The sequence below is a fragment of the Amycolatopsis albispora genome (genome assembly GCF_003312875.1).
In the GTDB taxonomy this organism is placed as follows: Bacteria; Actinomycetota; Actinomycetes; order Mycobacteriales; family Pseudonocardiaceae; genus Amycolatopsis; species Amycolatopsis albispora.
This window is the reverse complement of the sequence record NZ_CP015163.1, coordinates 6,539,177-6,563,435: the sequence shown is the minus strand read 5'-3', so window position 1 is coordinate 6,563,435 and position 24,259 is coordinate 6,539,177. Positions and strand designations below refer to the sequence as shown.

Sequence of the window (24,259 nt, the reverse complement as noted above, 5' to 3'; positions counted from 1 at the left end):
CAGGGTGTCCGGCAGGTTGCCGGGTCATCACGCTTAAACTCGGTGCCGTGCTGGTAGTCGCGCTGATCCCCATCGTCTTCGGTGTCCTGGTCGGCTGGGGCGGAGTCCTCGGCTGGCGTGAGCGCCTGCCCAGGGAACGCGGCGCGGGCGTGCGCACCGCCGCCACCCAGCGCAGCGACGAGGCCTTCCGCGTCGGCAACAAGGTGGCCGGCCTGCCGACCATGGCCGGTGGCGCGATCGGCGTGCTCTCCGGGATCGCCGCGTTGTTCATGCCGACCGTCGGCGGGGTGATCATCGCCGCGGTGGTCGGCGTGGTCGGCACGCTGGTCCTGCTCGCGGCGGGTGGCGTGCTCGGCAACCGGGCCGCGCTGGCCGTGCCGGAGCCCGCTCCCGCGCCGTCCGGTTGTTCCGGTTGCGCGTGCGGTGCCGGTGGCTGCGGCGCGTTCAGTTCCGCTGCAAATCCCCAGGGTGCGTAGCCAGTAGCGCGGTCGGCACGCCCTGCCGCCGCAGCACCTGACCCCACAGGTCGCGGTTCGGCGTGGCCAGCACGTCACTGGGCAGCGCGGGCACGATCAGCCAGTCACCACGGGCGATCTCCCCGGCCAGCTGCCCCGAATCCCAGCCCGCGTACCCGGCGAACACGCGCAGCCCGCGCACCCGCGGCACCAGCGTGTCCGGGTCGGCGTCCAGGTCGACCAGCGCCACCGGGCCGCGCACCGCGATCACACCCGGCACGCTCGCCGCGTCCTGCCCGGTGCGCAGCGCGGCCAGGCACAACGCCGTTTTCTTCTCCACCGGGCCGCCGACAAAAACCGCCTGCGGCTCCACCACGTGCCTGCCCCAGACCGGCAGCACGTCGTCCACCGGCACCTCGCTCGGCCGGTTCAGCACCACACCGAGCGTGCCCTCTTCGCGGTGGTCGATGACGAACACCACGGTCCGCCGGAAATTGGGGTCGAACATGGTGGGGGCAGCGACCAGCAACGATCCCGGTTCCACCTCGGCGTCCGCTCGCACGCCGCCCATGATCCCACTCCCGCGGGGCAGCAGGTGGGCGGACGCGGGAACAAGAACGGCCATCCGCCCGTTGAGCCCAGTGGTCGGCGCACTTCCGTGTCCCCCGGGCTCACTGAAGAACCGCCTTTGTGGAATACCGTCCGGCTGGAGCCACACTGCGCCTAGCCGCCGAGAGGCGACCAAAGTGCGCCGGCCGACCAACTCGGGTATCGCCCCCGGCCCCGCCGGGCCGCCTTGATTAGCACAAGCGAATGATCGGACCCGGTTGACTGGACCTGCCCGTACCGGCCTAGGGCAACCACTAGGGTGGCGCCAGCACATCTTTTCGCTTGATTTCGGGGGCACTGTGACCACGCCAGGGGACGATCGAGCCCGGCTCGAGGCGCGCAACGCCGCCATGAAGGACCGGGTCGACGGCCTGCTGGAGCAGTTCAACCGGCAGACCGAGCAGCTGCGCGAGGCGCAGGCCGCGGCCGCCGAGGCGTCGGCGACGGTCACCTCCAAGGACGGCCTGGTCCGCGCCACCATCGACGCCAACGGCGTGCTGAGCAAACTGGACTTCGCGCCGACCGCGTTCGAGCGCAGCGGCGGTCCGGCCGCGCTCGCCGCGTCGGTGCTGGAAGTGGTGCGCACCGGCGGGCTGCAGGTCAAGCAGCAGGTCGCGGACCTGATGTCGCCGCTGACCGAGGGCATGCCGGACCTGACCGAGCTGTTCGAGGACGCGCCTTCGCTGGCCGGGCTGGTGCCGGCCATTCCGGACTTCTCACCGCCGCCGGAGCCGGAAGCCCCACCGCGGCCGGAGTCCTTCGAGGAGGAGGGCTCGATCTTCCAGAACCGCCAGCAGCAGGCGGCCCCGCCGCCGCCAGCGGCGGCACCACCGCCACCGCCACCACCACCGGCCGCGAAGCCTTCGATGCCGCAGCCCAAGCCGACCACGCGCCGCGCGCGACCGGCGCCGGTCGAGGATGAGGAAGAGCCGCCGGACAGCTGGCTCACCCGGGGGAACCGCTGATGTCCGCGGGGGGAGCCGGGGGCCAGGGCTTCACACTCGATCCGGATGCGGCCACCTCCGCCGCGGGAAAGCTGAACATCTGCGCGGACCAGCTCGAGGAAGCGGGCAAGGCGCTCGCCGACGCGCTGGCCGCCGAAGGCGAGTGCTGGGGTGACGACGAGTCGGGGCAGGAGTTCGCCAAGGACTACGTGCCCGGCGCCGAAGGATCGGTGAAAGCGTTCACTTCGATCGTCGAAGGGATCCGCGCGCTCAAAACGAACGTCGAAACCGCCGTGCAGAGCATGGAAGGCGCCGACGAAACGGTCCGCGGTGTGCTGAAAGAGGGCGGAGGCGTCTGACCCGTGGGTATGGAGATGCCCGACGAGGTCAAGTGGCTGCTGCCCATCGTCGTCGGGGAAAGTTGGCCCGAGGGCGACGAGGACAAGCTGCGGAACCTCCGCGACGCGTGGCACATGGCGGCGAAGGCGATCAATCCCGCCGCCGAGATCGGCACCAAGGGCGCCGACGAGGTGCTCAGCGCGTGGACCGGTGAGGGCGCCGAGAAGTTCGCCGAGGCGTGGAAGAAGTTCGTCGAGGGCGACGAGGCGTACTTCAAGTCGCTGGCCGAGGCGTGCCAGGCACTCGGCGACTCGTGTGACGCGACCGCGCTGGACGTCGAGTACACGAAGTACATGATCATCGCTTCGCTGATCATGCTGGCGATCTCGATCGCGAGCATGATCGCGGCGGCGGCGGTCACCTTCGGCGGGTCGACCGCGGGCATCGTGCCCGCGCAGATCGCCACCCGGATGACCGTGCAGATGATCTTCCGGCAGCTGCTGCAGAAGCTGATGCAGCAGGGCTTCAAGAAGATCGCGCAGGAAGTGCTCAAGCGGGTCCTCAAAGAGGTCCTGATCAACGTGGCCACCGGGGTGGCGCTGGACGCCGGTATCCAGGGGCTGCAGATGGCCAGCGGCGACCGGAAGTCGTGGGACTGGGGCAAGACCTCGGACGCGGCGATCGGCGGTGCGGTCGAAGGTGTGGTCGGCGCGGCCAGCGAGGCGATCCCGAAGGGGGCCACGCGCGGGGTTTCGGACAGCGTCGGCGGGCAGATCGCCGACGGCGCCATCCGGGGCGCGACCCGCGGCGCGGTCGAAGGCGCCGCGACCACCATCGGCGAGGCGGCGGTCACCGGGGAACTGGGGAACCTGAGCGCCTCGGACGTGCTGATGGGTGCGTCGGGCGGGGCCACCGAAGGCGCCGCGGGTGGCGCCAAGGGCAACATCGACGGAATCCGCGCGGCGAACGCACCCGATGTGGACGCTCCGGACGTCGACACCCCGAACAGCGGCTCTTCTAACGGCTCTTCCTCCAGCGGCGGCTCTTCGGGCGGCTCTTCTGGGGACTCTTCTTCCGGGGGCTCCTCCGGCGGTTCCTCGGGGGACTCGTCTTCCGGGGGCTCTTCGGGCGGTTCCTCGGGGGACTCGTCCTCCGGCGGGTCTTCGGGCGGTTCCTCTTCGGGGGACTCGTCTTCGGGAGGTTCCTCTTCGGGAGGCTCGTCCTCGGGCGGCTCATCGTCGGGGAGTTCCTCGAACGGCTCGTCGGGCGACTCCACCTCGGGCGGCGGCTCTTCGTCGAACGGCTCGTCCTCGAGTGACTCTTCGTCGGGTGGCTCCTCTGCTGGGGGCTCGTCCTCGGCAGGCTCTTCTTCGGGCGGATCGCCCTCCGGCGGCTCTTCCTCGGGAGGCTCGTCGGGCGGCGACTCTTCCGGTGGCTCGTCTTCTTCCGCGGGCGGCTCCACTTCGGGTGGGGGCTCGTCGTACTCGGGCGATTCCTCGTCGAGTGGTGGCTCGTCGTCTTCGGGCGGTGGCTCTTCTTCCGGTGACCCTTCGCCGGGTGGGCGGTCCGACCATGTGGGGCAGGCGTCCGCCGCCACCATGGAGCGGTCCGACACGGGTGCGGGCCAGCAGTCCTCCTCCCCGGCGCCCGCGTCGGCGCCGCAGCCCCAGCACTCGCCCGCTGCGGCCAGTGACGGTGGCCAGCAGCAGCAATCAGGCGCACCCCAGCAACAGGGCGCAGCGGCCACCAGCGGCGGCGCCCCGGCTGGCGGCGCACCTGCTGGTGGGGCTCCCGCCGGTGGCGCGCCGTCGGCAGGTTCCCCTTCGGGCGGCTCTCCTTCTGGTGGATCGCCGTCGGGTGGATCGCCGTCGTCGTCTGGTGGCGGGTATGGGATGTCGCCGCAGCAGCAGGGTGGCGGCGGCTACGGCATGGCGCCCCAGCAGGGTGGCGGCGGCAACAACCCCGGTGGTGGCGGCTACAACCCGCCCCCGCAGCAGGGTGGTGGGTTCGGCCCGCAGCAGCGCAACCAGGACTCGGTCGCCGCCGCGGGCTTCACCGGCGGGGGCTTCCCGCCGCCGGGAACGCCTCGTCAGGACGGGCCGCCGCAGGGGGCGCCGCCACCGATGACACCACCGCCGGCGCAGCAGGGTGGTGGTGGCTTCGCGCCGCCACCGCCGATGCAGCAGGGTGGCGGCCAGCAACCGGGCGGTGGACGTCCGGGTGGTCAGCAACCCTTCCCGCCGCAGGGTCCGCGGCCCGGTGGCCAGCAGCCGCCGCAGCAGCCCGGCCCGCCGCAACGTCCGCAGGGGCAGCGTCCGCCGGGTGCGCCTCCGCAGCAGCAGGGTCCCGCGGGGCCGCGTCAGGGCCCGCCGCCGCAACGGCCGTTCCAGCCGATGCGCGGCAACCTCGACCAGCCGCCACCAGGGCGGCAGGGGCCACCGCAACAACACCAGCAGCCCCAGCAACCGCAGCCGCCTCGGCCACCGCAGGGGCGTCCGCCGTTCCCGCCACAGGGACCACCTCAGGGACCGCCGCCGCCACGTCCGCCGCAGGCGGGCTACCAGCAGGGACCGCCGCCGCGCGGGCCGCAGCAGCCTGGGCCGGGTGGGCGTCCGCCGATGCCGCCGCAGGGGCCGCGGCCCGGTGGGCAGCTTCCGCCGCAGGGGCCGCCGCCCGGACGGCAGGGTCCGCCGCAGCCGTTCAACGCGTGGCAGAAGCCGTCGCTCGAGCCGAACCAGGTGCCGTCGCAGCAGCAGGGTCCGCCGGCCACCCGGCCGGACATCCCGCAGCAGTCGCCGACGCCGCGCGCCCCGGAACAGACGCCTCAGCGCACCCCGGAGCAGGGCCCGGCTCCCGAGCAGCGGGCACCCGAGCAGCCGACGCCGGAGAAGGCGCCCGACCAGCGCACGCCGGAGCAGGAACAGCGCGCGCCCGAACAGGACAAGGCCGACCAGGGCCCGCCCGAGCAGCCGACCCCGGAAAAGACGCCCGACCAGGACGCCCCCCAGCGCGACGCCGACGACGGCCGCATCCGCGAGGACTACGTCACGGATCCGGACTTCCGCAGCAACCGTCCCGAGGACATCCGGGCGCTGGCCGACGCGCAGATGGACACGCTCCGCTCCGACGGCCACGACAACAACGCCGAGCTCCCGCACGAGACGTCCCGCCGTGAGGCCTACGAGCGGCGCGCCGAGAACCCGCGGTTCGCGCACATGTCGGACGACGGCGTGTACGCGGTCCACACCTACACCCGGCCCGACGTCTTCGAGCAGCTCAACCAGTCCCTCCGCAACCAGGACGAGAACTTCGCGGATTCGGTCCGCCAGGCCAACGCGATCGCGTCCGGGCTGAACGAGCTGCCGCCGCACGAGGGGCTGGTCTCCCGCAAGGTCGGCGTGATGGGCCGCGCCGCCGAACTGCTCGCCGCCCAGTACAAGGTCGGCGAGATCGCGGTCGAGACCCAGTTCAACAGCTCCAGCAAGGTCACCGACTCGATGCCGAAGAGCAAGTTCGGCGGTCAGGTGGAGCTGCGCATCCAGTCGAAGACCGGTCGTGACATCGACCAGCTCGGCATGAAGCGCGAAGGCGAGGTGCTGTTCAAGCCGGGCACCCAGCTGCTCGTCACGCGGAACGAGAAGGTCGGCAACACCTGGATCATCGAGGCCGAGGAGATCGGCCCCGACGACCCGCGTTACCTCGACCCGGACACCGTCCGCGACAAGATGGACGAGCGCCGCCAGCTCAGCGCCGACCAGGCACGCGAGCTGGCCGAGGCCCCGGCGCGCAACAACGCCATGTGGGACCTGCTCGGTGGCGGGGAACCCACGCCGGACACCACCCCCGAACCCGAGCCCGCCCCCGAACCGCCGGAGAACCGCGGCGAGCCGGACGACGGCTGGGGCAGCCTCGCGCAGCCGACCAATCCGCCGAGCGTGCCCGCGATCCACGCGGGCACCGCGAACTCGCCGGAGCAGCAGGTCCGCTTCCTGATGGACACGCTGCCCGAGACGCAGCGCGTGAACTCGATCAACTTCCACGGCTGGGACGCGCTCGAACAGGGCTACCGGACCAACTCCGCGGAGTCGGTGGTCGCGTTCGAAGGCCGCATGCAGGGCGCGGACACCACCGCCGGCCCGGTGCCGCCGGACCAGGTCACCCACGAGCGGAACCTGAACCACGTCCAGCAGAAGCTGGGCGGCGAGTGGCAGCAGCACAACGACTTCGACTCGGCGTTGAGCGACCTGGCGGAGCGCCCGGTCGGCTCGCGGTCGGTGCTGGCCTACGAATACGAGACGCCGACCGATCCGAACCACCCGGACTCGCCGAAGCGCGTGGTCAGCCACCTGGTCACCGCGGTCAACACCGAACACGGCCTGGCGCTGGTCGATCCGCAGAACAACCGGTTGGCGGACCTGCCGAACCCGCCGTCGAGCGTGGCGACGCTGCCGTACCACCAGGGTGACGGCCCGACGCCGGACCACGCCGCCGACACCACCGACGTCACGGACACGGGTCACGGCCAGGACGCCACCCCGCACACCGACGCCCCGGAAACCCCGGAAACCCCCGAGCAGCCGGGGCCGCTGGGCGACCTGGTGGAGCCGGACACCGGGCGGCCCGACGAGGGCTACCTGTTCGACTCGGACTTCGAGGCCACCCCGGACGACCACCGCGCCGTCGCCGACGCGTTCCAGGGCGACGGCAGGCACGAGAGCGTCCAGGCCGACGCCGTCAAGGCGCGCAACGAGAACCCGCAGTACGCCAGGTTGTCCGACGAGGACGCCACGGTGATCCGCGGTTACACCGGCCACGACTTCTACTCGACCGCCAACGCGGCGCACCGCGAAGGCCCCGGACATCCGGCCTTCGACACCGCGCAGCAGCAGGTCAGGGCACTGGTCGGCGCGCTGAACAAGATCGAGCCGACGCCGGGCGAGCTGATCCGCGGGCTGAACTTCGACGGCGACCCGGTCAAGCTCCAGCAGTTCCGCGACCAGTACCCGGTCGGGCAGACCGCCGTCGAGACCGCGCCGGTGAGCGCGAGCAAGAAGCTCTCACCGGACCAGCGCACCAAGTTCGGTCCCGACGTCGAGATGCACATCGACTCGAAGACCTTCCGCGACGTGGAGCAGCTGTCGCAGAACCGGGCCGAGGGCGAGTCGCTCGGCAAGCCGGCCACGCAGCTCTACGTGCACGAGAACCGGATGATCACCGATCCGGTGACCGGCCGGGAAAAGCTGTACATCCGGGCCGAGGAGATCGTCGAGGGCGATCCGCGCTGGGTCGACCGGGACACCGCCGAGCAGAAGATGGCGGAGCGGCGCGAGCAGTGCGCGGCGAACGAGCGGGAGAACGCGGCCAGGGCGCAGTCGGCCCCGTCGCCGTTCGACGGCCTCACCACGCTCAACCCGCCGCCGGAGGGCAGCACGCCGTCGCCGTCGCCGCAGCGGGACATCGCCGATGCGCTCAACGGCAACGACGAGGGTGGTTACGCGGGCGCCGACCAGGGGCCCGACGGCCCGGCGATGGACTCCAGCCAGGTCGGCGACCACGACTGGGCACCGCTGGCGCGGGCGACCAACCCGCCGAGCGAACCGGCCATCCACGCCGACACCGCGAACCCGAACCAGCAGGCGAAGTACATCGCCGAGCGGCATCCGGAGATGGCCGGGGTCAACCCGAACTTCTACTCGCCGGACGCGTTCGCCAACGGGTACCAGACGAACTGCACGCGCGGCATGGTCGCGCACGCGCTGCGCCTCGGCGGCATCGACGCCGAAGCGGGCAGGCTGCTGCCCCAGGACATGGCGTCCATGGGCACGCTGGACTACGTGCGGGAGAACCTCGGCGGCGGGGACTGGCGCTCGCACGGTGATTACGACGACGTCATCCGCACCATGCGGGACCAGCCGATCGGTTCGCGCGCGGTGATCGCCGTGCAGTACCGCGGTGACGACGGCAACGTCTACGGGCACGTGGCCGAGGTGGTGCACACCAAGGAGGGTGTGGCCTTCATCGACCCGCAGAGCAACTCGCTGATGAGCCTGCCGCACCCGCCGGTCGACCTGAAGACGATGCCGTTCGACCCGGCGAAGGCGGTCGAGCTGCACAACGAGAAGCAGCAGGCCAAGACCGACACCGACACCACGGCGTCGGCGGACACCACGCAGCCGGTGCCCTCGCCGTCGCCGTCGCCTTCGCCGAAGCCGGACGCGCCGGTCGATCCGCGCATCGCCTTCCAGAAGCCGGACGCGCCGGTGGACCCGCGGATCGCGTTCCGGCAGGACCCGCCGGGTGCGGGGCTGCCGCCGCGGTCGGGTTACGAGGTGCGGCCGTCGCGGATCGGGCCGGACGGGCGTCCGGTGCCGTCGGTTTCGCACACCGTGCCGGACCTGACGCCGGCCGCGGACCGCGGTTACGGCATGGCCGAACCGCCGCGCCAGGACTCCACGCCCGGCCATGACCCCACGCCGGAGCACGAGAGCCCGCTGCCCACGCGCGAGGAAATCCAGGCATACCTGGAAAGCGACCGCATGCAGCAGGCGATCCGCGAAGGCAACGAGATCACCGCGCGGGACCCGGAAGCCACCGTCAAGGTCAACGGCCAGCAGCTGCCGATCGGCGACGCGATCCGGGCGATGATGCTGGATTCGGCCACCGGCCCGACCGTGGCCCGGATCATGCAGGAAACCCCGTTCCTGGAGAACTCGCTGACGCGGCGGCCGCAGACCCTGTGCAACGTGCTGCGGTACGAAGGCGCGGTCGAGGTGCTGGAGTCCTGCGTGCGCGAAGTGCGCGACTACAGCGGCGGCCCCGCCGAACTCGCCGACTCCTACAAGGCGGACCCGAAGCCCGCGCCCAGCGACCTCACCCCGGAGCAGGCCCGGCTTTCGGCCGAAGGCTTCGAGGAGATCAAGCAGGTCAGGCCCAAGGACCTGCGGCAGCCGGGCTTCGACGAAAGCCGGAAGGACGACCCCGACTACCGGCGCGAGTACCTCGACTCGCTGTACGAGGGTTGGGACGAAAAGAACACCATGCTGCGCGAGTTCGCGGAGCGGATCGCGGGTGACGCCGAGGGCGTCAAGGTCAAGTCGCGGGAAGTGCCGAAGAGCAAGGTCCGCGCGATGGACAAGATCGCCGGTTACGACGGGCACGCCGACAAGCTGAACGACCTGGTCGGCTCGATCGTGCAGTACCAGACGGTGGACCAGGCCTACGAAGGACTGGCGAAGGTGCTCGAGGAGAGCCGCCGCCCCGGGTCGAAGATCAGGGTGGTCGACTTCTCCGACCGGTTCGTGAAGCCGCAGAAGAGCGGCTACCGCGACCTGCAGATGAACGTCCGGCTGGACCTCGGCGACGGGAACTACCACATCGCCGAGCTGCGGTTGCACGTCAAGGCGATCGACGACGTGGCGGCCTACGAGCACGCGCTCTACGAAGTCCTCCGTGACTTCCAGGCGGTGGCGAACGAGGATCCGAGCCGTCCGGTCGGCGCGGACGGCGACCGGGAGCTGACCCCCGAGGAGCGGGCGATGATCGGCTCGATCCTCAACGAGGAGCGGATCCGGTTCGGCGAAGCCTTCCGGTTGGCGGGCGGTTCGGAGACCGAGCCGCGGAACTACACCCGAAGGATTGAGTGATGACCATCGAGACACCGTCGTACTTCCTGTACTTCGGGCGGACCTTCGTCATCGACTCGACACCGGACGGTGGGCTCGCCGGCTCCCTGCTCAACTGGGACACCGGCGAATTCGAACCGGCGAACGCCCCCGTCCAGAAGGCCCTCTTCGCCACCTCCGACAGCGACATCAGCCCGCTCGACCGCGAGCAGTTCGTCCAGCGCACCGAACGGATCCGGCAGCAACTCACCGGCGACGGGCCGATCTTCGCGCTGTACGACACGATCGACTCGATCTACGACCAGGCCGAGGCGGAAAACCGGCGGCTCTCGGACGAGGAGGTCGAGCTGATCAGCTCGATCCAGCGGCGCACCTTCGCCATGTGGGAGGACGAACTCGCCCGGCGAGCGGCCGGGGAGCCGCCGAGCTTCACGGTTCGCCGCAAGAACGTGTGATGCGTGAACTGGCCTGGCGATGTCTGAGGTCACCCCACGGCCGCGCCGAATCGTGGGAAGGTTCCCTACGGTTAGCTCTCCAGCTTCGAGGAACACCGCATGACCCAGCCGCATGAGCTGCACCAGGGCCTGGCAGGCCGGGCCTGGTTGCAGGCGTTCGCCACCTACAAGGACGAGGAGTTCCAGGTGGCGGGCTACACCGCCCCGCACTTCCTGCTGTCCTGGAGCAAGGACGACGCCGAGCGCGCGGCGGAACTCGGCATTCCCGAGGGCGAAGCGGGTGGTTATGTCGACAAGGCGACCCCGGATCAGCTGACCGCGCTCTGGCAGGTCCGCATCGACGTCACCAGCACCACCACGCCGCCGGTCCAGCCGCTGTCCGAGGAGGAGCGCGGCAAGCTGCTGATCGGCATCGGGCGCGCGCTCGTCCCGCTGCGGCCGGAGAACGGCACGGTGACCGTCGACTTCCGCCAGCTCGGCGGGTACACCGAGATCGAGGTCAGCGCCACCGGCGAGCAGGGCACCCTCTTCTGGTCCGCGCCGCCCGAGGTGGGTGAGCTGCTGACCGAGCTGCGTGCCGGCATGTACGAGAAGGGCGCCGGCGCCTGGCTGCAGGCGCGGTACACGCTGCGCGGCAGCCAGTTCGACTTCGACTTCGACCTGCTCAACCCGCCGGAGTGGAAGCGCCCGCCGGACCGGCCGGGGCTGCCCACCCGCACCGCCTTCGCCAGGGAACTCGAGCAGTTCCCCCGCGACGACGAGCACATTCCCCGCTGGCTGCGCCAAAAAGCGGGCCTGCCGCTGGCCGTGGTCTTCCAGCACGCGCGGATCGTGGACGCCTACACCCCCGGCGAGCGCCCGGTGGTCGACCGGCCCGCGCCCGCCGACGAGGAGATCCCGGCGATCCTGCACTACCTCGAACGCTCGCCCGTGGTGCTCATCGGCGACCAGCCGGGCCCGGACATCTTCGCCCCGGACGACGAGCCGGACGTGCCCGAGCGCTACCACACCGACGGCACCTGGATCTGGCACGCGTCGGCGGCCCACTACCTGCGCAAGCACGGCACGCCGCCGGACCAGGACCTGGTCGCGCACATCCGCGCGCAGCGGTACCAGACCCCGCACGTGGACCGGCTGCACCGGCTGACCGCGGCCGCCGACCTGCTCGGTGAGCCGCGCCCGAAGCCGGACCCCGAGCAGTTCGAGCCGAGCACCGGTGACCTGGCCGCCGAGCTGGAGACCCAGGTCGGCCCGGAGCTGGACGGCGCGGAGACGCTGGCGACCCTGCGTGCCCGCCTCGACGAGGCCGGCGTGTGGCCGAACGCCTACCGGCTGGGTGACTCCGCGGATGACGCGTGGAGCCTCAAGCACACCGAGCAGGGCTGGGAAGTCGCCCGCTACCAGGGCGGCGAGCCGGTCGATCCGTGTTACTTCACCCGGGTGGAGGACGCCGCGCAGCAGCTGCTCGGCGCGGTGCTGCTGCACCCGGCGCGGATCACCGCGGGCGCCGAGAGCCCGTTGGAGACCGCCCGCGAACTGGCCGACTGGCCGATCCAGCCGGTCGACGGCGAACCGCCGCTGACGTTGTTGCGGAACAAGCGCCTGATCCGGCTCGCCGCCGGTACGGTTGTCGTGCGTTTCGGTGACGAACACGGCAACCTGGTGCACCACACCGGGGTGCGGTTCCCCACCACCTCCCTGCCGCTGGAGCGGGAAAGCGCGGAACGCCGGTATCGGCTGGCCCGCCCGCTGTACGTGATCACCGGGATCACCGTGCCCTGGGCGAACCTGCCCGGGGGAGCGATCGCCTACGTTCTCCCCAGGACGATCACCGAGCACACCAGTGACGGAAGTCTGGAAGGAACGGTCTGAGCGTGGAAGCGGCTGAAGCGGTAGCCAGGGTCGAGGACTGGCTGCGTGCCGTGCACGGGCCGGACCAGCGCACGGTCCGGGTCGACACGGACAAGGTGCGCCGGGTGCCCGAGGGCTGGTCGGTGCCCTACAACGCGGTCGCCTTCCTGGACGGGGGTGACGCGGGCAAGGAGATCTTCCCGCCGCCGAACATGGTGGTGCGCGAGCCCGACGGGCAGGTGCGCCAGGCCGCGCCGCACCCGGGCGGGCTGAGCATTCCGGCGCGCTGGCCCGGTCAGGAGCACTGGAAGGAGCTCGTCGACCAGGAGTTCCGCGACTCCGGCCTCAGCCATCTCGGCGTGCCGCTCGCCGCGATCGGCGGCTGGCGGCAGGTCCTGCCCGACGGGACCGACGGCACCGAGCAGCGCGAGAACCCCGACTACCGGCCGGGCCCGGTGCGGCTGGGCAGGGAGCGCCCGCGCAACGCGCTGGAGTACCTGCTCGCCTTCCACGACGCCGGCTGGCTGGACCGCGAGCGCTTCCTGATCGGCCTGGTCAGCACCGAGGTCTTCATCCCGATCGGGGAAAACGACCGCGTCCCGCGCACCGCCTACGACCAGCGCGAACACCGGCTGCTCAGCTACAGCGACCCGCGGCACCTGCCCGAGCACGCGCACCGCTGGTGGCACGTCGACCTGGCCACGCTGATGAAGCAGGAGCCGGCGCCGAACCTGAACCTCGACGGCGGGCCGCAGTACCGCCAGCAGGTCAGCGCGGCCGAGCTGACCGCGGTGCTGGCCACCTACCCGCGTTACCGGCAGCCCGTGGACAAGAAGATCACCGGGCTGGCCGCGAGCGAGGAGCTCAGGACCTTCGCCGCCGAGGCCGCCGCGAAGATCGCGCTGCCGACCCCGGTCTCGCCGCCGATGCACGCGGTCGACTGGGCCCGCCGCAACGGGTATGAGCTGACCGACGAGGAAATCCGGCTGACCGTGCTCGGGCGGACCTGGCGTGAGCGGCTCCGGCTCGACGACGGCGCCCGCTGGCCGGTGGACCTGGAGTCGAACGGCCTGCAGCCGGGATACGGCGACGGTGGCGAGGCCGCGCCGCGGCTGAACACCTTCGGCAAGTACTTCGACAAGGGCAATCCCGGGTTCAAGCACGGCTGGCACCGGGTGACCGGCGCCTTCGCCGGGTTCGCGCTCGGTGAGGCGCTGGGCATCCACGGCCGGCTGGGCGAGGACGTGCCGCTCGGGCCGTTGACGCAGCAGCTGCTGTTCCTGACCGAAGGCATCATCCGGAGCCCGCACCGCGAGGACCCGCAACAGGAAGGTCAGTTCACCGTCGCCGCGGCTCGTGGCCTGCTGCGCTGGCTGCACACGCGGGGCGAGCCGGTGCCCGGTGAGGTCGATGGCTGGCTGGTCCGGGTGCCCGAGCTGCGTGCCGTCACCGAGCCGGACGCGGGTGAGCTGGCCGCGGTCCGCGAGCTGGCGAGGGAGAACCCGGGCACGGGCAGTGGCGCGGGCGCGCTGCTGGCCGCCCTGCCCGCCGCGCTGACCAACGGGTACGCGGGTGAAGGCATCACCGGTGGGGTCGCCGAAGCGGCCCGTCGGCTTGCCGGGCTGACCCACGGTTCGGAGCCGGACCTCGAGGCGGCCGCCTTCCTGGCGACGCTGTTCGACCAGTTGCTCACCAGCAACAAGGTCTGCCCGCCGGTCACCGCCGCGCGCGGCCTGTGCGCCGACGACGCCTGGCCGGGCCTGCGGCGGACGGTCGACGGCGCGCTGATGCGGCTGGAACCGCAGTCGAAGATCCCGTTCGTGCCGAAGCCGTCCGACTTCGGCTCCGGCACCGACAGCGACACCGTGCTGGCCCAGGCGCTCAGCGCGGTCACCGGGCACGAGAACTACCCGGAGCAAGCGCTGCGGCGGTCGATCGACCACGGCGGCAGGCGACCGCTGACCGGCGCGCTGGCGGGTGCGCTGATCGGGGCCCGCGTCGGCCTGCCGGGCCTGCCCTGGCTGTCCAGCCTGCGCTCGCGTTACCTGGTGGAGAACCTGGCCAGCGACGCGTTCTGGCACTTCGACCAGTTCAGCCCGGTTTTCGAGAGCACTTCAGGATGGGCGAGGCGGTACCCGCGATCGTGAGCACCAACAAGATCACCGAGAGCACCCGGGAGCAGGCGATCGGCCGCGCCGAGGCGTGGCTGCGCGAGCAGGACGGCGGCGAGGGCCTGCGTGTCCGCACCGAATACGTCGCCCGCAACGGCGACGGCTGGAACGTGCCCTACAACGCGGCCGCCTTCCTCGACGGCACGGACATCGGCGCGGGCATCTTCCCGACGCCGGTGCTGTTCGTGCCCGACGACGGGGGCGAACTCCGGCACGAAGCCGCCGCGATGGCGGTGCCGAACCCGCCGCAGGCCGTCGCCGACGAGAGCCCGTCAGCCTGGACGCCGGTGGTCGATTCGGACTTCGACCAGGCCGCGTTCCCCACCATGGCGCCGCCGGAGAAGGCGATCCTGCGCCGCGAGTCCGTCGACGGCGCCATCCAGCGGAACCCCGCCTACCGGCCCGGACCGCTGAAGATGGGCTACCCGCTGCCGCTGACCGACGCCGAGAAGCTGTGGCAGTACCGCTCGATCGGCTGGATCGACGACCAGACCTACTTCCGGCACCTCACCGAATGCGAGGTGCTCGACGTCGGGGACAACACCGCGTACACCTCGCCGGTGCGCGTGCCCGGCACGGTGAAGGCGTGGACCCGCAAGACCCTGCGGCGGTTGTTCCAGGAGCAGGACGGCGGCGGTTCGGTCGCCTTGGATCCCGAGACGTACAGCGTCGAACTGGTGCGCAACCACGTGCTGCCCGACCTCGGCGACGACCAGGGCCCCGAGCCGGTGCCCGGCACGCCCGCCGAGTACAGCGAGGCGGTGACCGAGGCCGTCGACGCCCTGGTCCAGGAGTTCGGCATCGACCCGCCGCGGTACCTGACCGGGCACCTGCCGTTCGTGGCCGAGCAGGCCAAGCAGTACGGCTACCTGCTGACCGAGGCGGAATGCCTCCAGTACGCGCGGGCGTACGCGCTGTGGTTCCGCAACCTGCGCGCGCCGGCCACCGGCGCCACCGTGAGCTGGCCGGCCGACCTGTGGGCCGCGGGCTTCGTCGAGCACCGCAACACCGACGGCTCGCCGTCGCCGCAGCCGTGGCACTTCGGCAAGTTCTTCCGCCGGATCTCGACCCAGCAGGGCAGCAACTTCCGCTGGAACCGGGTGGCGGGCGCGTACGTCGGCTTCGCGCTGGGTGACTCGATCGGCGGGCAAGCCGAGGCACACGGCAGTTGGGACGGCGGCACGCTGGACCGCGGCGGCCTCACCCGCCAGCTGCTGTTCCAGACCGAAGCGGTGATCCGCGGGCTGCCGCCGGTGAACGACACCGCCGAGGTCCCGGCGTCGCTGCCGCGCGTCGGCAGGCCGGAGAGCTGGCTGAACAACGCGACCGCGGGCACCGGTCCGGCGCCCGCCGAGTTCGCCGCGCTGCTCGCGCCCGCGCTGCCGGCCACCATCGCGGGCGGCACCCCGGTCGACGGCATCGACGTGGCGTATTCGCAGGCCATCGCGCACGAGCTGATCGGCGCGGCGGCCGGTCCGGACGTCACCGAATGCGCCGACCTGCTGGTCCGGGTGCTGTGGGGTGTGCTCAGCCCGGTCGAAGGCTTGCCGGACCAGCTCGCCATGCCGGTCTACCAGCAGCTGGTCGCGATCCGGAAGTCGTTGCCGGAGAACGACTCCCTGCGCGCGGAGCTCACCAGGGTGATCGAGCTGCGCGACGACTGGAACGGCGACGAGAAGGCTCAGCTCGAGTCGATCGGCGACGGCCGTTCGCCGCGATCGGTGCTGCTGCGGGCGTTGTTCGCCGCGGCCAAGCGCGGGCACGACCCGGGCGGCGCGATCCTGCTGGCCGCCAACCAGTCCGGCAGCTCGGTGGTCACCGCCGCGCTGACCGGCGCGCTGGTCGGCGCGCAACGCGGCATTCCGGGCCTGCCCTCGGCGTGGGTGGCGCGGCTGCCGCAGCTGGGGCTGATCGACAACCTCGCCGGGGACGCCTTCTACCACTTCCACCGTTTCGGCGTGGCGCGTGAGCCGTCGGCGCAGGAGGCGTGGGAAGCCAGATATCCGCGGGGGTAGCGCATGGACGACTGGCTCAGCGACGACGAACTGTCGGTGCTGGAGCGCCTGGTGCGCCGCCAGCAAACCGCGGGTGGAACCGAAGCGGTCCGTGTGGAACGGGTCGAACGGGTGGAGCTGTTCGTCGGCACCGACGCGCACGGACGCCGGTTCCTGACGCGGAACCCGGTGCCCGACTGGAATCCGGCCGGAGCCAAGGCAGTCGATCCGCGGCGCTGGCGAGGCAGCCTGCTCGCCGGTGCCTGCGGGGACGCGCTCGGCGCGCCGATCGAGTCGAAGTCGATGGAGCGCGTCCGCGCGATGACCGGCCCGGACGGCATTCTCGACTTCATCCCGGCCTACAACGGCATCGGGATGATCACCGACGACACGCAGATGACCCTGTTCACCCTGGAAGCGCTCATCCGCGCGCACGCCGAACAGCGTCGCACCGGCCAGACCGATCTGCGGTACAGCCTGCAGCTGGCCTACCAGCGCTGGCTGCACACGCAGGGCGTGCCGTGGGACAAGGCACGGGGGCCGCGGGACACCAGCGAGCGGCCGGACGGCTGGCTGATCACCGACGAGCGGCTGCACCACCGCCGCGCGCCCGGGCAGACCTGCTTCTTCGCGCTGAAGGGCTACGGCTCGGGCGTGCCGATGGGCACCTTTGACCGCCCGCTGAACGAGTCGAAGGGCTGCGGTGGCGTGATGCGCGCGGCCCCCGCGGCGATCTGGTCGGACGATCCCGCCGAGGCCTTCGAGATCGGCGCGATGAGCGCGGCGCTGACCCACAGCCACCCGAGCGGTTACCTGCCCGCCGGCACGTTCGCGGCGATGGTGCACCGGCTGGTCCGCGGGGCGAGCCTGGATTCCGCGCTGGCCACCGCGCGCGAACTGCTCGTGCGCCGGGACGGGCACGAAGAGACCTCCGCCGCCATCGACGCGGCGATCGCGCTGGCCGCGCGAGGTGAGCCGACGCCGGAGAAAACCGCGACCCTGGGCGGTGGTGGCGTCGGCGAGACGGCGTTGTCGATCGCGCTGTACGCGGCGATGGTCACCGACAACCCGAACGACGCGCTGCTGGTCTCCGCGAACCACGGCGGCGACAGCGATTCGACGGCTTCGGTCTGCGGGAACCTGGTCGGCGCCATCCACGGCCCCGAGCTGCTCCGGTCGAACTGGCTGGACCAGCTGGAACTGCGGGACGTCATCGAGCAGATCGCCGACGACGCGCTCGCCGAGTTCGGCCCCGAGCCACCGGACTGGGGGACGCGCTACCCGCCGTCGATCCCGGCGCGGGAGGAACCCGAAACCGGACCGGCCGAACCGCAGGAACGCCGCGCGCGGAGTTCGCTGCTCGCCGCGCTGGAGACCGAGACGGTTCCGCCACCGGCGTTGACCAGGGCCGACCGGTTCCGCGGTGTCGTGCTCGCCGGAGCCGTCGGTGACGCGCTCGGCGCCGCCCGCGAGTTCGACCCGATGGAGCGCATCCGGCAGCTGCACGGACCGGCCGGGATCACCGACCTGGTGCCCGCGTTCGGCGGCCTCGGCAAGATCACCGACGACACGCAGATGACCCTGTTCACGCTCGAAGGCCTCATCCGGGCGCACGCGCACGAGCGCGCGGGTGGTCGCCGCGGCCGCGAGCACTTCCTGCAGGACGCCTACCAGCGCTGGCTGCACACGCAGGGCGTGCCGTGGGACGCCGCACGCGGCCCGGAGAACACCAGTGCCGCGCCGGACGGCTGGCTGATCACGAACCGCGAGCTGTTCGACCGCCGCGCCCCGGGCGCGACCTGCTACACCGCGCTCAAGGAGTTCGGCACCACCGGCCGGATGGGCACGCTGACGCACCGGCTGAACGACTCGAAGGGCTGCGGTGGCGTGATGCGCGCGGCCCCGGCCGCGTTGTGGCCGGACGTGTTCGAGACCGGTGTGTTCAGCGCGATGCTCACGCACAGCCACCCGGCCGGGTACTGCTCGGCGGGCGCGCTGGCGGTGATCGTGGCCCACCTGCTCGACGGCGGTTCGCTGCCCGACGCGGTGGACCAGGCGATCCAGCGGCTCAAGCAGACCGGCGACCGCGAAACCCTGGCCGCGCTGGACGTGGCGATCAAGCTCTCGCACCAGGGGCCGGTGACGCCCGAGAAGATCGCCGCGATCGAAGGCGGCGGCTGGACCGGGGAAAGCGCGCTGGCCATCGCCGTGTACGTGGCGCTGGCCACCGACAACCTCGACGAAGCCCTGCTCGCCGCGGTCAACCACGACGGCGACAGCGACTCGACCGGCGCGGTCTGCGGCAACATCGTCGGCGCGATGTACGGCCCGAACGCACTTCGGCCGGATTGGCTGGAACACCTGGAGCTGCGGGACGCCATCGAAGCCCTGATCTCCGACGCCCTCGCCGAATTCGGGCCCGAGCCGCCGGACTGGGGACAGCGGTACCCGACCGGCCCGCGTCCCGCCGCGGTCCCGGCGGACAGCACGCCGGAGCTGAGCCGCGACGACCGCTTCCTCGGCAGCATCCTGGCCGGTGCCGTCGGCGACGCGCTCGGCGCGGCCGACGAGTTCGAGCCGATCCACATCATCCGCGAGCTGCGCGGGCCCGCCGGGATCACCGACCTGGTGCCCGCGTTCGGCGGCCTCGGCAAGATCACCGACGACACGCAGATGACCCTGTTCACGCTCGAAGGCCTCATCCGCGGGCACGCGCACCTGCGCCGCGGCGGGCAGACCGGGCTGGAGCACTTCGTGCAGAGTGCCTACCAGCGCTGGCTGCACACGCAGGACTACTCGTGGGAGGACTGCCGCGGTCCGCAGAACACCAGCCTGGAACCGGACGGCTGGCTGATCACCCACCGCGAGCTGTTCAGCCGCCGCGCGCCCGGCAAAACCTGCCTGACCGCGTTGATGTCGTACGGCAACAACGGCCAGATGGGCTCGTTCACCCATCGGCTCAACACCTCGAAGGGCTGCGGCGGCGTGATGCGGACGGCACCCGCCGCGCTCTGGCCGGGTGATCCGGGCACGGTGTTCGGCGTCGGCGCGATGGCCGCGGCGTTGTCCCACAGTCACCCATCCGGGTATCTCTCGGCGGGCGCGCTTTCGGTGATCGTGCGTCACCTGATCGACGGCGGCACGCTGCCGGACGCGGTGGACGAGGCGTTCCGGCAGCTGGCCCGCTGGCAGCACCACGAGGAGACGACCGCCGCGCTGCGAGTCGGTGTGCGCCTGGCCGAACAGGGCCCGCCGACGCCGGAGAAGATCGCCACCATCGACGGCGGCGGCTGGATCGGCGAGAGCGCGCTGGCCATCGCCGTGTACGTGGCGCTGGCCACCGACAACCTCGACGAAGCCCTGCTCGCCGCGGTCAACCACAGCGGGGACAGCGACTCGACCGGCGCCATCTGCGGCAACATCGCGGGCGCGATGTACGGCCCCGGCGCGCTCCGGCCGAGCTGGCTGGAGCACCTCGAGCTGCGGAACACGATCGAGGAACTGGCCGCCGACGCCCTCGCGGAGTTCGGCCCGGAGCCGCCGGCGCATTCGCTCTGGGAGCGGAAGTACCCGAACTCGTGATCATGGTTCCACGTGGAACAGCGGCCGGGCGGCCGACTAGATTTGACTCGGATCTCACCGAGGGGACACAAGGGGGACAGAGGCGTGCGCTACCGAATAGACGCCGCTGAGCGGCCGGACTCGCTCTACGCGGTGTGGAACGGTGGGGTGTTCCGCGCGCAGCGCTCGACCGCGGACGGCACGGTGCTGCTCGTCGCGCAGCCGGGGGAGGAAGCGCCGGAGGATTTCGACACCGAGTGGAACGGCCGTCCGGCGAAGGTGGTGCCGGAGGCCGAAGCCGCGACCACGTTCAGCGTCCAGACGCACTGCCTGTTCGCCGACGAGATCTACCGCGTCGCCCCGCAGGACGGCGAGGCGCTGACCCTGCGCTGGACCGGGCAGGACGAGGCCCGCGCCCGCGAACTCGGCCTGACCGAGTTCACCACCACCGCCGCGCCCGAGGAGGTCGAGGCGCTCTGGCAGGAACGCCACGACTTCGTCGCCGCGAACGGGCCCCGGCCGGAACGCGGCACCGGTGACCCGAACGCCCTGCTCCGCGCGATCGGCCGGACCATGCTCAAGGTGCTGCCGGACGGCTGGGAACGGGTCGGCGCGCAGCTGCGCCAGGTCGGCGGGTACGCCGAGCTGGAGGTCCGCGCGATCGCCGGTGACCTGGTCGTCTCGCTCTCGCCGCCCGCCGAGCTGGGGCAGCTGTTCACCCTGCTGCGCTCGGCGATGTACCAGCCGTCGACCGGCACCTGGTTCGAAGGCACCTTCACGCTGGACTCCAGCTCGAACTTCGACTTCGACTTCGACGTGGACGCCGAACCGCACTGGCGCCTGGCACCCGGCGAAGGCGGCCGCCCGACCGCGCGTGCCTACGAGGCCGAGCTGGAGCTGTACCCGCGCGACCGCAAGCACGTGCCGGACTGGCTGGCCGCGAAGGCCGGGCTGCCGCTGGACGTGGTGTTCCGCCAGGCCAAGGTGGTGGACAGCCACATCGAGGGCGAGAAGCCGGTGGTCAACCGGCCGCCGCTGCCCCCGGACGAGGTGCGGCGGGTGCTCGACTACCTGTACCGGTCGCCGGTGGCCTTCGGCCGCCCGGTGCCGCTGCCCGACCTGTTCTCCCCGCACGGCCGCCCCGACGTGCCGGACGCCTTCCACACCGACGGCACCTGGATCTGGCCCGCCGCCGTGCCGCACTACCTGCGCAAGTACGGCGTGCCGCCGGAGCCGGAGCTGGTCGACCACATCCGGGCCAACCTGCACCGGCCGCCGTACGTGCCGGACAAGCTGCGGCACACCGCCGAGGCCGAGGTGCTGGGCAAGCCGTACCCGCCGCAGTCCGAAGAGGACCTGCCCAAGCCGGACGAGCACGCCCGCGGCGAGCGCGACGGCGACGGCCTGCCGAAGCTGCGGGCCGCCGGCGTGCTCGACGTGCTGCACCGGCGGCTCGCCGAGCTGGGCGTGCCCGCGTCGCGGTACCGGATCGGCGAACCGGCCGACGGTGCCTGGTGCCTGCGCCGGGTCGGTGGCCACTGGGAGGTCGCGCGGTTCGAGGGCGGCGAGCCGGTGGACCCGGTGCCCTTCGACCACGTCCAGGACGCCGCCCGGCACCTGGTCGGCACGATGGTGCTGTACCCGGCACTGGCGCGCGAGCCGGAGGAGGCCGAGTCCGGGCACCCGACCGACTGGCCGATCCTGCCGCTCCGGGGTGAGCCGCCGCTGAACTTCTTCCGCGCCAAGCGGATGGTGGTGCTGCCCGCGGGCACGGTGGTCCAGCGCTTCGGCAACGAGGCAGGCAACCTGGTGCACCCGGAGCACGTCCGGTTCCCGGAGACCTCACTCGCCTTCGAACGCGAGCGCGAGCAGCACACCTACGTGGTGCACCGGCCGCTGCGCGTGCTCACCGGCATCACCGTGCCGTGGGGCGCGCTGCCCGGCGGCGCGGTGGCGTACCTGCTGCCGCGGCCGCTCGGCCAGCACGTGGAAACCAAGGCGATGGAAAAGGTCAGCGCGTAAGCATTACCGGGCCCGGATGAGCACGGCGGGCGACCACCAGTAGTCGGCCAGCGGCGTGACCTCGACCTCGGCGAACCCGGCCGCGGTCAGCTGCCCGCGCCAATCGTCGGCGGGCTGCTCCCAGTTGTTGCGGACCCCGCCCGGCGCCACCAGGCCGAGCAGCATGGGCATCAGGAAGCCCTGGGCGACCAGGTCGCCGTCCTGGCCGTACTCGGCGACCCCGCGCTCGTACCGCTCGACGAGCGAGGCCAGGTGCTCCGGGCTGTGCTCGGTGACGTCCGGCACGTCGAACTCGGCGAGCACCAGCTCGCCGGTGCGCTCGCGCAGCGTGTGGAACACCTCCTGCCGGTCGCCGGGTTCGAGCGACTGGAGGGCGAAGGTCGACTGCACCAGGTCCCACGACAGCTCGGTCTCCGCCAGGAACTCCTGCGCGGTGGTCTGCCGGGCGTTCGCGCCGTCCACGCGCTGGGCCGCGACCTCCAGCAACGCGGCCGACGGCTCCACCAGGTCGATCCGCGACGGCCGGTGCGCCGCCTTCTCCAGCGCGGGCACCAGGGCGAGGCCGTCACCGCAGCCGAGGTCGAGCAGGCTCGCCGGGCGGCGTTCGTTGTACAGCCCGGCCAGGCGCCGGGCGAGCTGTGCGTACAGGTTCACGTTCCCGCCGCCGCGGATGAACGCGGTGAACGCGGCGGGCTGGTCGTAGACGTGGCCGTCGGATGCCGAGCCGAGGTGACGGCTCAGTTCCGCGCCGAGCCGCGCGCCGGACTTGGCGGCCTGGTCCGCGAGCACGGCCGCCTTCGGCCGGTCTTCGTCACGCAGTGCGGTCAGGCAGGCGACCAGTAGCTCTTGGGTGGATTCGGTCAGCACGGCACCCACAATGTCACGCGCGTGCCGTTGCCAGGAGTGGATTCCACCGTCGCCCGGCCGCCGACCTCGGCCAGCCGCGCGGTGATCGACTCGCTGATGCCGAAGCCCGGCGGCCGGGACTCGGCGCTGAACCCGGTGCCGTGGTCGCGGATGATCACCGCGATCCCGCCGTCGCGTTCCTCGACCCGGACCAGCACCTTGTCCGTGCCGGAGTGCTTCATCGTGTTGCGCATGGCCTCGCGCACGGCGTCGCGGATGGCGATCTGGCGGACCTCGGAGAGCGTGTCCTCGTCCAGCTCGGCGATCACCACCTGGGCGCGGAGGCCGTCGCGGGCCATTTCGGCGGCGAGCGAGGCGAGCTTCTCCCCGAGCGGGCGGGCGCCCTCGTTCTCGGCGGCTTCGATGTACTTGCGCACCTCGACGGCCTCCGCGCGGGCCAGCCGGCGCACCTCGTCGAGCTGCTCCTCGGCCGTGCCCTCGCCGGGCAGCGCCATCGACTCCAGCGTCTGGAGCACGGTGTCGTGCATCAGCCGGTGCTGGCGCGCGCGTTCGGCCTGGCGGCCGTTGCGGATGCCGTAGGCCAGCGCGAGCCGGGTGCCCAGGCCGATCAGCACCAGCGCGCCGGACGCGGTGAGCAGCACGCCCGCCATCGTGCCCAGCCCGGCGAACGCGCTTTCGACCTGCACCGTGCCGGTGTTCGCCCAGCCCATCAGCAGGTGCAGCGGGATGCTGCCGAGCAGCAGGCCGATACCGTACGGCAGGCCGAGCGCGAGGGTGAACAACGCGACCGTGCCGAGCAGGTGCTTGCCGGGCACGCCGATCGCCTCGGCGTACACCTCGGTGGGCACCAGCGCGGCCACCGCCAGGTTCGCCAGCGCGGTGAACACCGCGTCCACGGTCAGCAGCACCGCGGCCCGGTCGCTGCGGAACGGCGCCGACCGCAGCATCCACCGCATCCCGTACAGGTTCAGCAGCACCGAAACCACCGCCACGGCGACCACCGGCACCGCGCCGGTGCCGCCGTGCACGCCCAGGTAGGCGGCCAGCGCGCCGGGCACCGCGACCAGCCGGTAGACCATCGGCACAAAGGCGACATACCGCCCCGCCCGCAGCAGCAGCCCGTCGCTGGCGCGCTGGTCCACCGGCGCGGCCATCGCCGAGATCCGGCGCAGGGCTCTGACCGGGGTCGGGTCCGCGACACCGTCCGAGAGTTCGCTGGTGGCGGTCGCGATGGCCGGCGCACCCCGCCGGAGCAGGGTGAGCAGGAAGCTGGCCTGCTGGGGCGGTCCCTGGCGGCGCATGTCTCTCCATCTCACCTGGTGGGGAAGTGAGTATCGGTCATCCGACGGGCATTCGGATCAACAGCTGG

The 24,259-nt window shown here is 72.0% G+C and carries 13 protein-coding genes; 10 read left to right on the top strand and 3 right to left on the bottom strand.

From position 1 onward, the window contains the following. The first annotated feature begins 47 nt into the window (after window positions 1-47). Entirely contained in the window at window positions 48-476 is a 429-nt protein-coding gene (locus A4R43_RS31010) for an SdpI family protein (protein WP_113695327.1), read from the top strand. Here A4R43_RS31010 and A4R43_RS31005 read toward each other — a convergent pair. Continuing rightward, window positions 445-1,026, bottom strand: a complete 582-nt coding sequence (locus A4R43_RS31005; RefSeq protein ID WP_113695326.1) for a YqgE/AlgH family protein — start codon at window positions 1,024-1,026, stop codon at window positions 445-447. The genes A4R43_RS31010 and A4R43_RS31005 overlap by 32 nt on opposite strands. A 337-nt stretch (window positions 1,027-1,363) precedes the next feature. On the opposite strand from A4R43_RS31005, the gene A4R43_RS31000 reads away from it, so the two are divergent. The 9 genes from A4R43_RS31000 to A4R43_RS30955 all read left to right on the top strand — a co-directional run bounded on the left by A4R43_RS31000 (window position 1,364) and on the right by A4R43_RS30955 (window position 22,023). Then, window positions 1,364-2,029 carry a YbaB/EbfC family nucleoid-associated protein gene (locus A4R43_RS31000; RefSeq protein ID WP_236808386.1) on the top strand — a complete coding sequence of 222 codons (666 nt, stop codon included), beginning with the start codon at window positions 1,364-1,366 and terminating at the stop codon, window positions 2,027-2,029. Next, window positions 2,029-2,367, top strand: coding sequence for a WXG100 family type VII secretion target (locus A4R43_RS30995; protein ID WP_113695324.1), 339 nt, complete (start codon window positions 2,029-2,031; stop codon window positions 2,365-2,367). Before A4R43_RS31000 ends, A4R43_RS30995 begins: the two co-directional genes overlap by 1 nt. Window positions 2,368-2,382: 15 nt before the next feature. Further along, window positions 2,383-9,990 carry a WXG100-like domain-containing protein gene (locus tag A4R43_RS30990; RefSeq protein WP_162788651.1) on the top strand — a complete coding sequence of 2,536 codons (7,608 nt, stop codon included), beginning with the start codon at window positions 2,383-2,385 and terminating at the stop codon, window positions 9,988-9,990. Then, window positions 9,990-10,424 carry a hypothetical protein gene (locus A4R43_RS30985; RefSeq protein ID WP_113695322.1) on the top strand — a complete coding sequence of 145 codons (435 nt, stop codon included), beginning with the start codon at window positions 9,990-9,992 and terminating at the stop codon, window positions 10,422-10,424. The genes A4R43_RS30990 and A4R43_RS30985 overlap by 1 nt, the downstream gene beginning before the upstream one ends. Before the next feature lie 99 nt (window positions 10,425-10,523). Beyond that, window positions 10,524-12,296, top strand: coding sequence for a TNT domain-containing protein (locus A4R43_RS30980; protein ID WP_205215111.1), 1,773 nt, complete (start codon window positions 10,524-10,526; stop codon window positions 12,294-12,296). 2 nt (window positions 12,297-12,298) lie between these two features. Further along, window positions 12,299-14,422 carry a YrhB domain-containing protein gene (locus A4R43_RS30975; RefSeq protein WP_113695321.1) on the top strand — a complete coding sequence of 708 codons (2,124 nt, stop codon included), beginning with the start codon at window positions 12,299-12,301 and terminating at the stop codon, window positions 14,420-14,422. Then, window positions 14,395-16,461, top strand: a complete 2,067-nt coding sequence (locus tag A4R43_RS30970) for a YrhB domain-containing protein (RefSeq protein ID WP_113695320.1) — start codon at window positions 14,395-14,397, stop codon at window positions 16,459-16,461. Before A4R43_RS30975 ends, A4R43_RS30970 begins: the two co-directional genes overlap by 28 nt. Window positions 16,462-16,464: 3 nt before the next feature. Further along, the gene (locus A4R43_RS44255) at window positions 16,465-20,022 is read left to right on the top strand and encodes an ADP-ribosylglycohydrolase family protein (RefSeq protein ID WP_236808384.1); all 3,558 of its coding nucleotides are present in this window, start codon (window positions 16,465-16,467) and stop codon (window positions 20,020-20,022) included. 84 nt (window positions 20,023-20,106) lie between these two features. Next, window positions 20,107-22,023 (top strand): TNT domain-containing protein, encoded by a 1,917-nt coding sequence (locus A4R43_RS30955; RefSeq protein ID WP_113695319.1) that lies wholly within the window; start codon window positions 20,107-20,109, stop codon window positions 22,021-22,023. Between the two features lie 3 nt (window positions 22,024-22,026). Here the strand turns inward: A4R43_RS30955 and A4R43_RS30950 are convergent, their stop codons facing one another. Further along, the gene (locus A4R43_RS30950) at window positions 22,027-22,890 is read right to left on the bottom strand and encodes a class I SAM-dependent methyltransferase (protein ID WP_236808382.1); all 864 of its coding nucleotides are present in this window, start codon (window positions 22,888-22,890) and stop codon (window positions 22,027-22,029) included. Next, window positions 22,884-24,191, bottom strand: a complete 1,308-nt coding sequence (locus A4R43_RS30945) for a sensor histidine kinase (RefSeq protein WP_113695318.1) — start codon at window positions 24,189-24,191, stop codon at window positions 22,884-22,886. Before A4R43_RS30945 ends, A4R43_RS30950 begins: the two co-directional genes overlap by 7 nt. Window positions 24,192-24,259 lie beyond the last annotated feature (68 nt).

Coding starts and splice junctions, on each gene's coding strand:
- A4R43_RS31005 (WP_113695326.1), bottom strand. CDS start 1,026: ATGGGCGGCGTGCGAGCGGACGCCGAGGTGGAACCGGGATCGTTGCTG.
- A4R43_RS30995 (WP_113695324.1), top strand. CDS start 2,029: ATGTCCGCGGGGGGAGCCGGGGGCCAGGGCTTCACACTCGATCCGGAT.
- A4R43_RS30990 (WP_162788651.1), top strand. CDS start 2,383: ATGCCCGACGAGGTCAAGTGGCTGCTGCCCATCGTCGTCGGGGAAAGT.
- A4R43_RS30985 (WP_113695322.1), top strand. CDS start 9,990: ATGACCATCGAGACACCGTCGTACTTCCTGTACTTCGGGCGGACCTTC.
- A4R43_RS30980 (WP_205215111.1), top strand. CDS start 10,524: ATGACCCAGCCGCATGAGCTGCACCAGGGCCTGGCAGGCCGGGCCTGG.
- A4R43_RS30970 (WP_113695320.1), top strand. CDS start 14,395: ATGGGCGAGGCGGTACCCGCGATCGTGAGCACCAACAAGATCACCGAG.
- A4R43_RS44255 (WP_236808384.1), top strand. CDS start 16,465: ATGGACGACTGGCTCAGCGACGACGAACTGTCGGTGCTGGAGCGCCTG.
- A4R43_RS30945 (WP_113695318.1), bottom strand. CDS start 24,191: ATGCGCCGCCAGGGACCGCCCCAGCAGGCCAGCTTCCTGCTCACCCTG.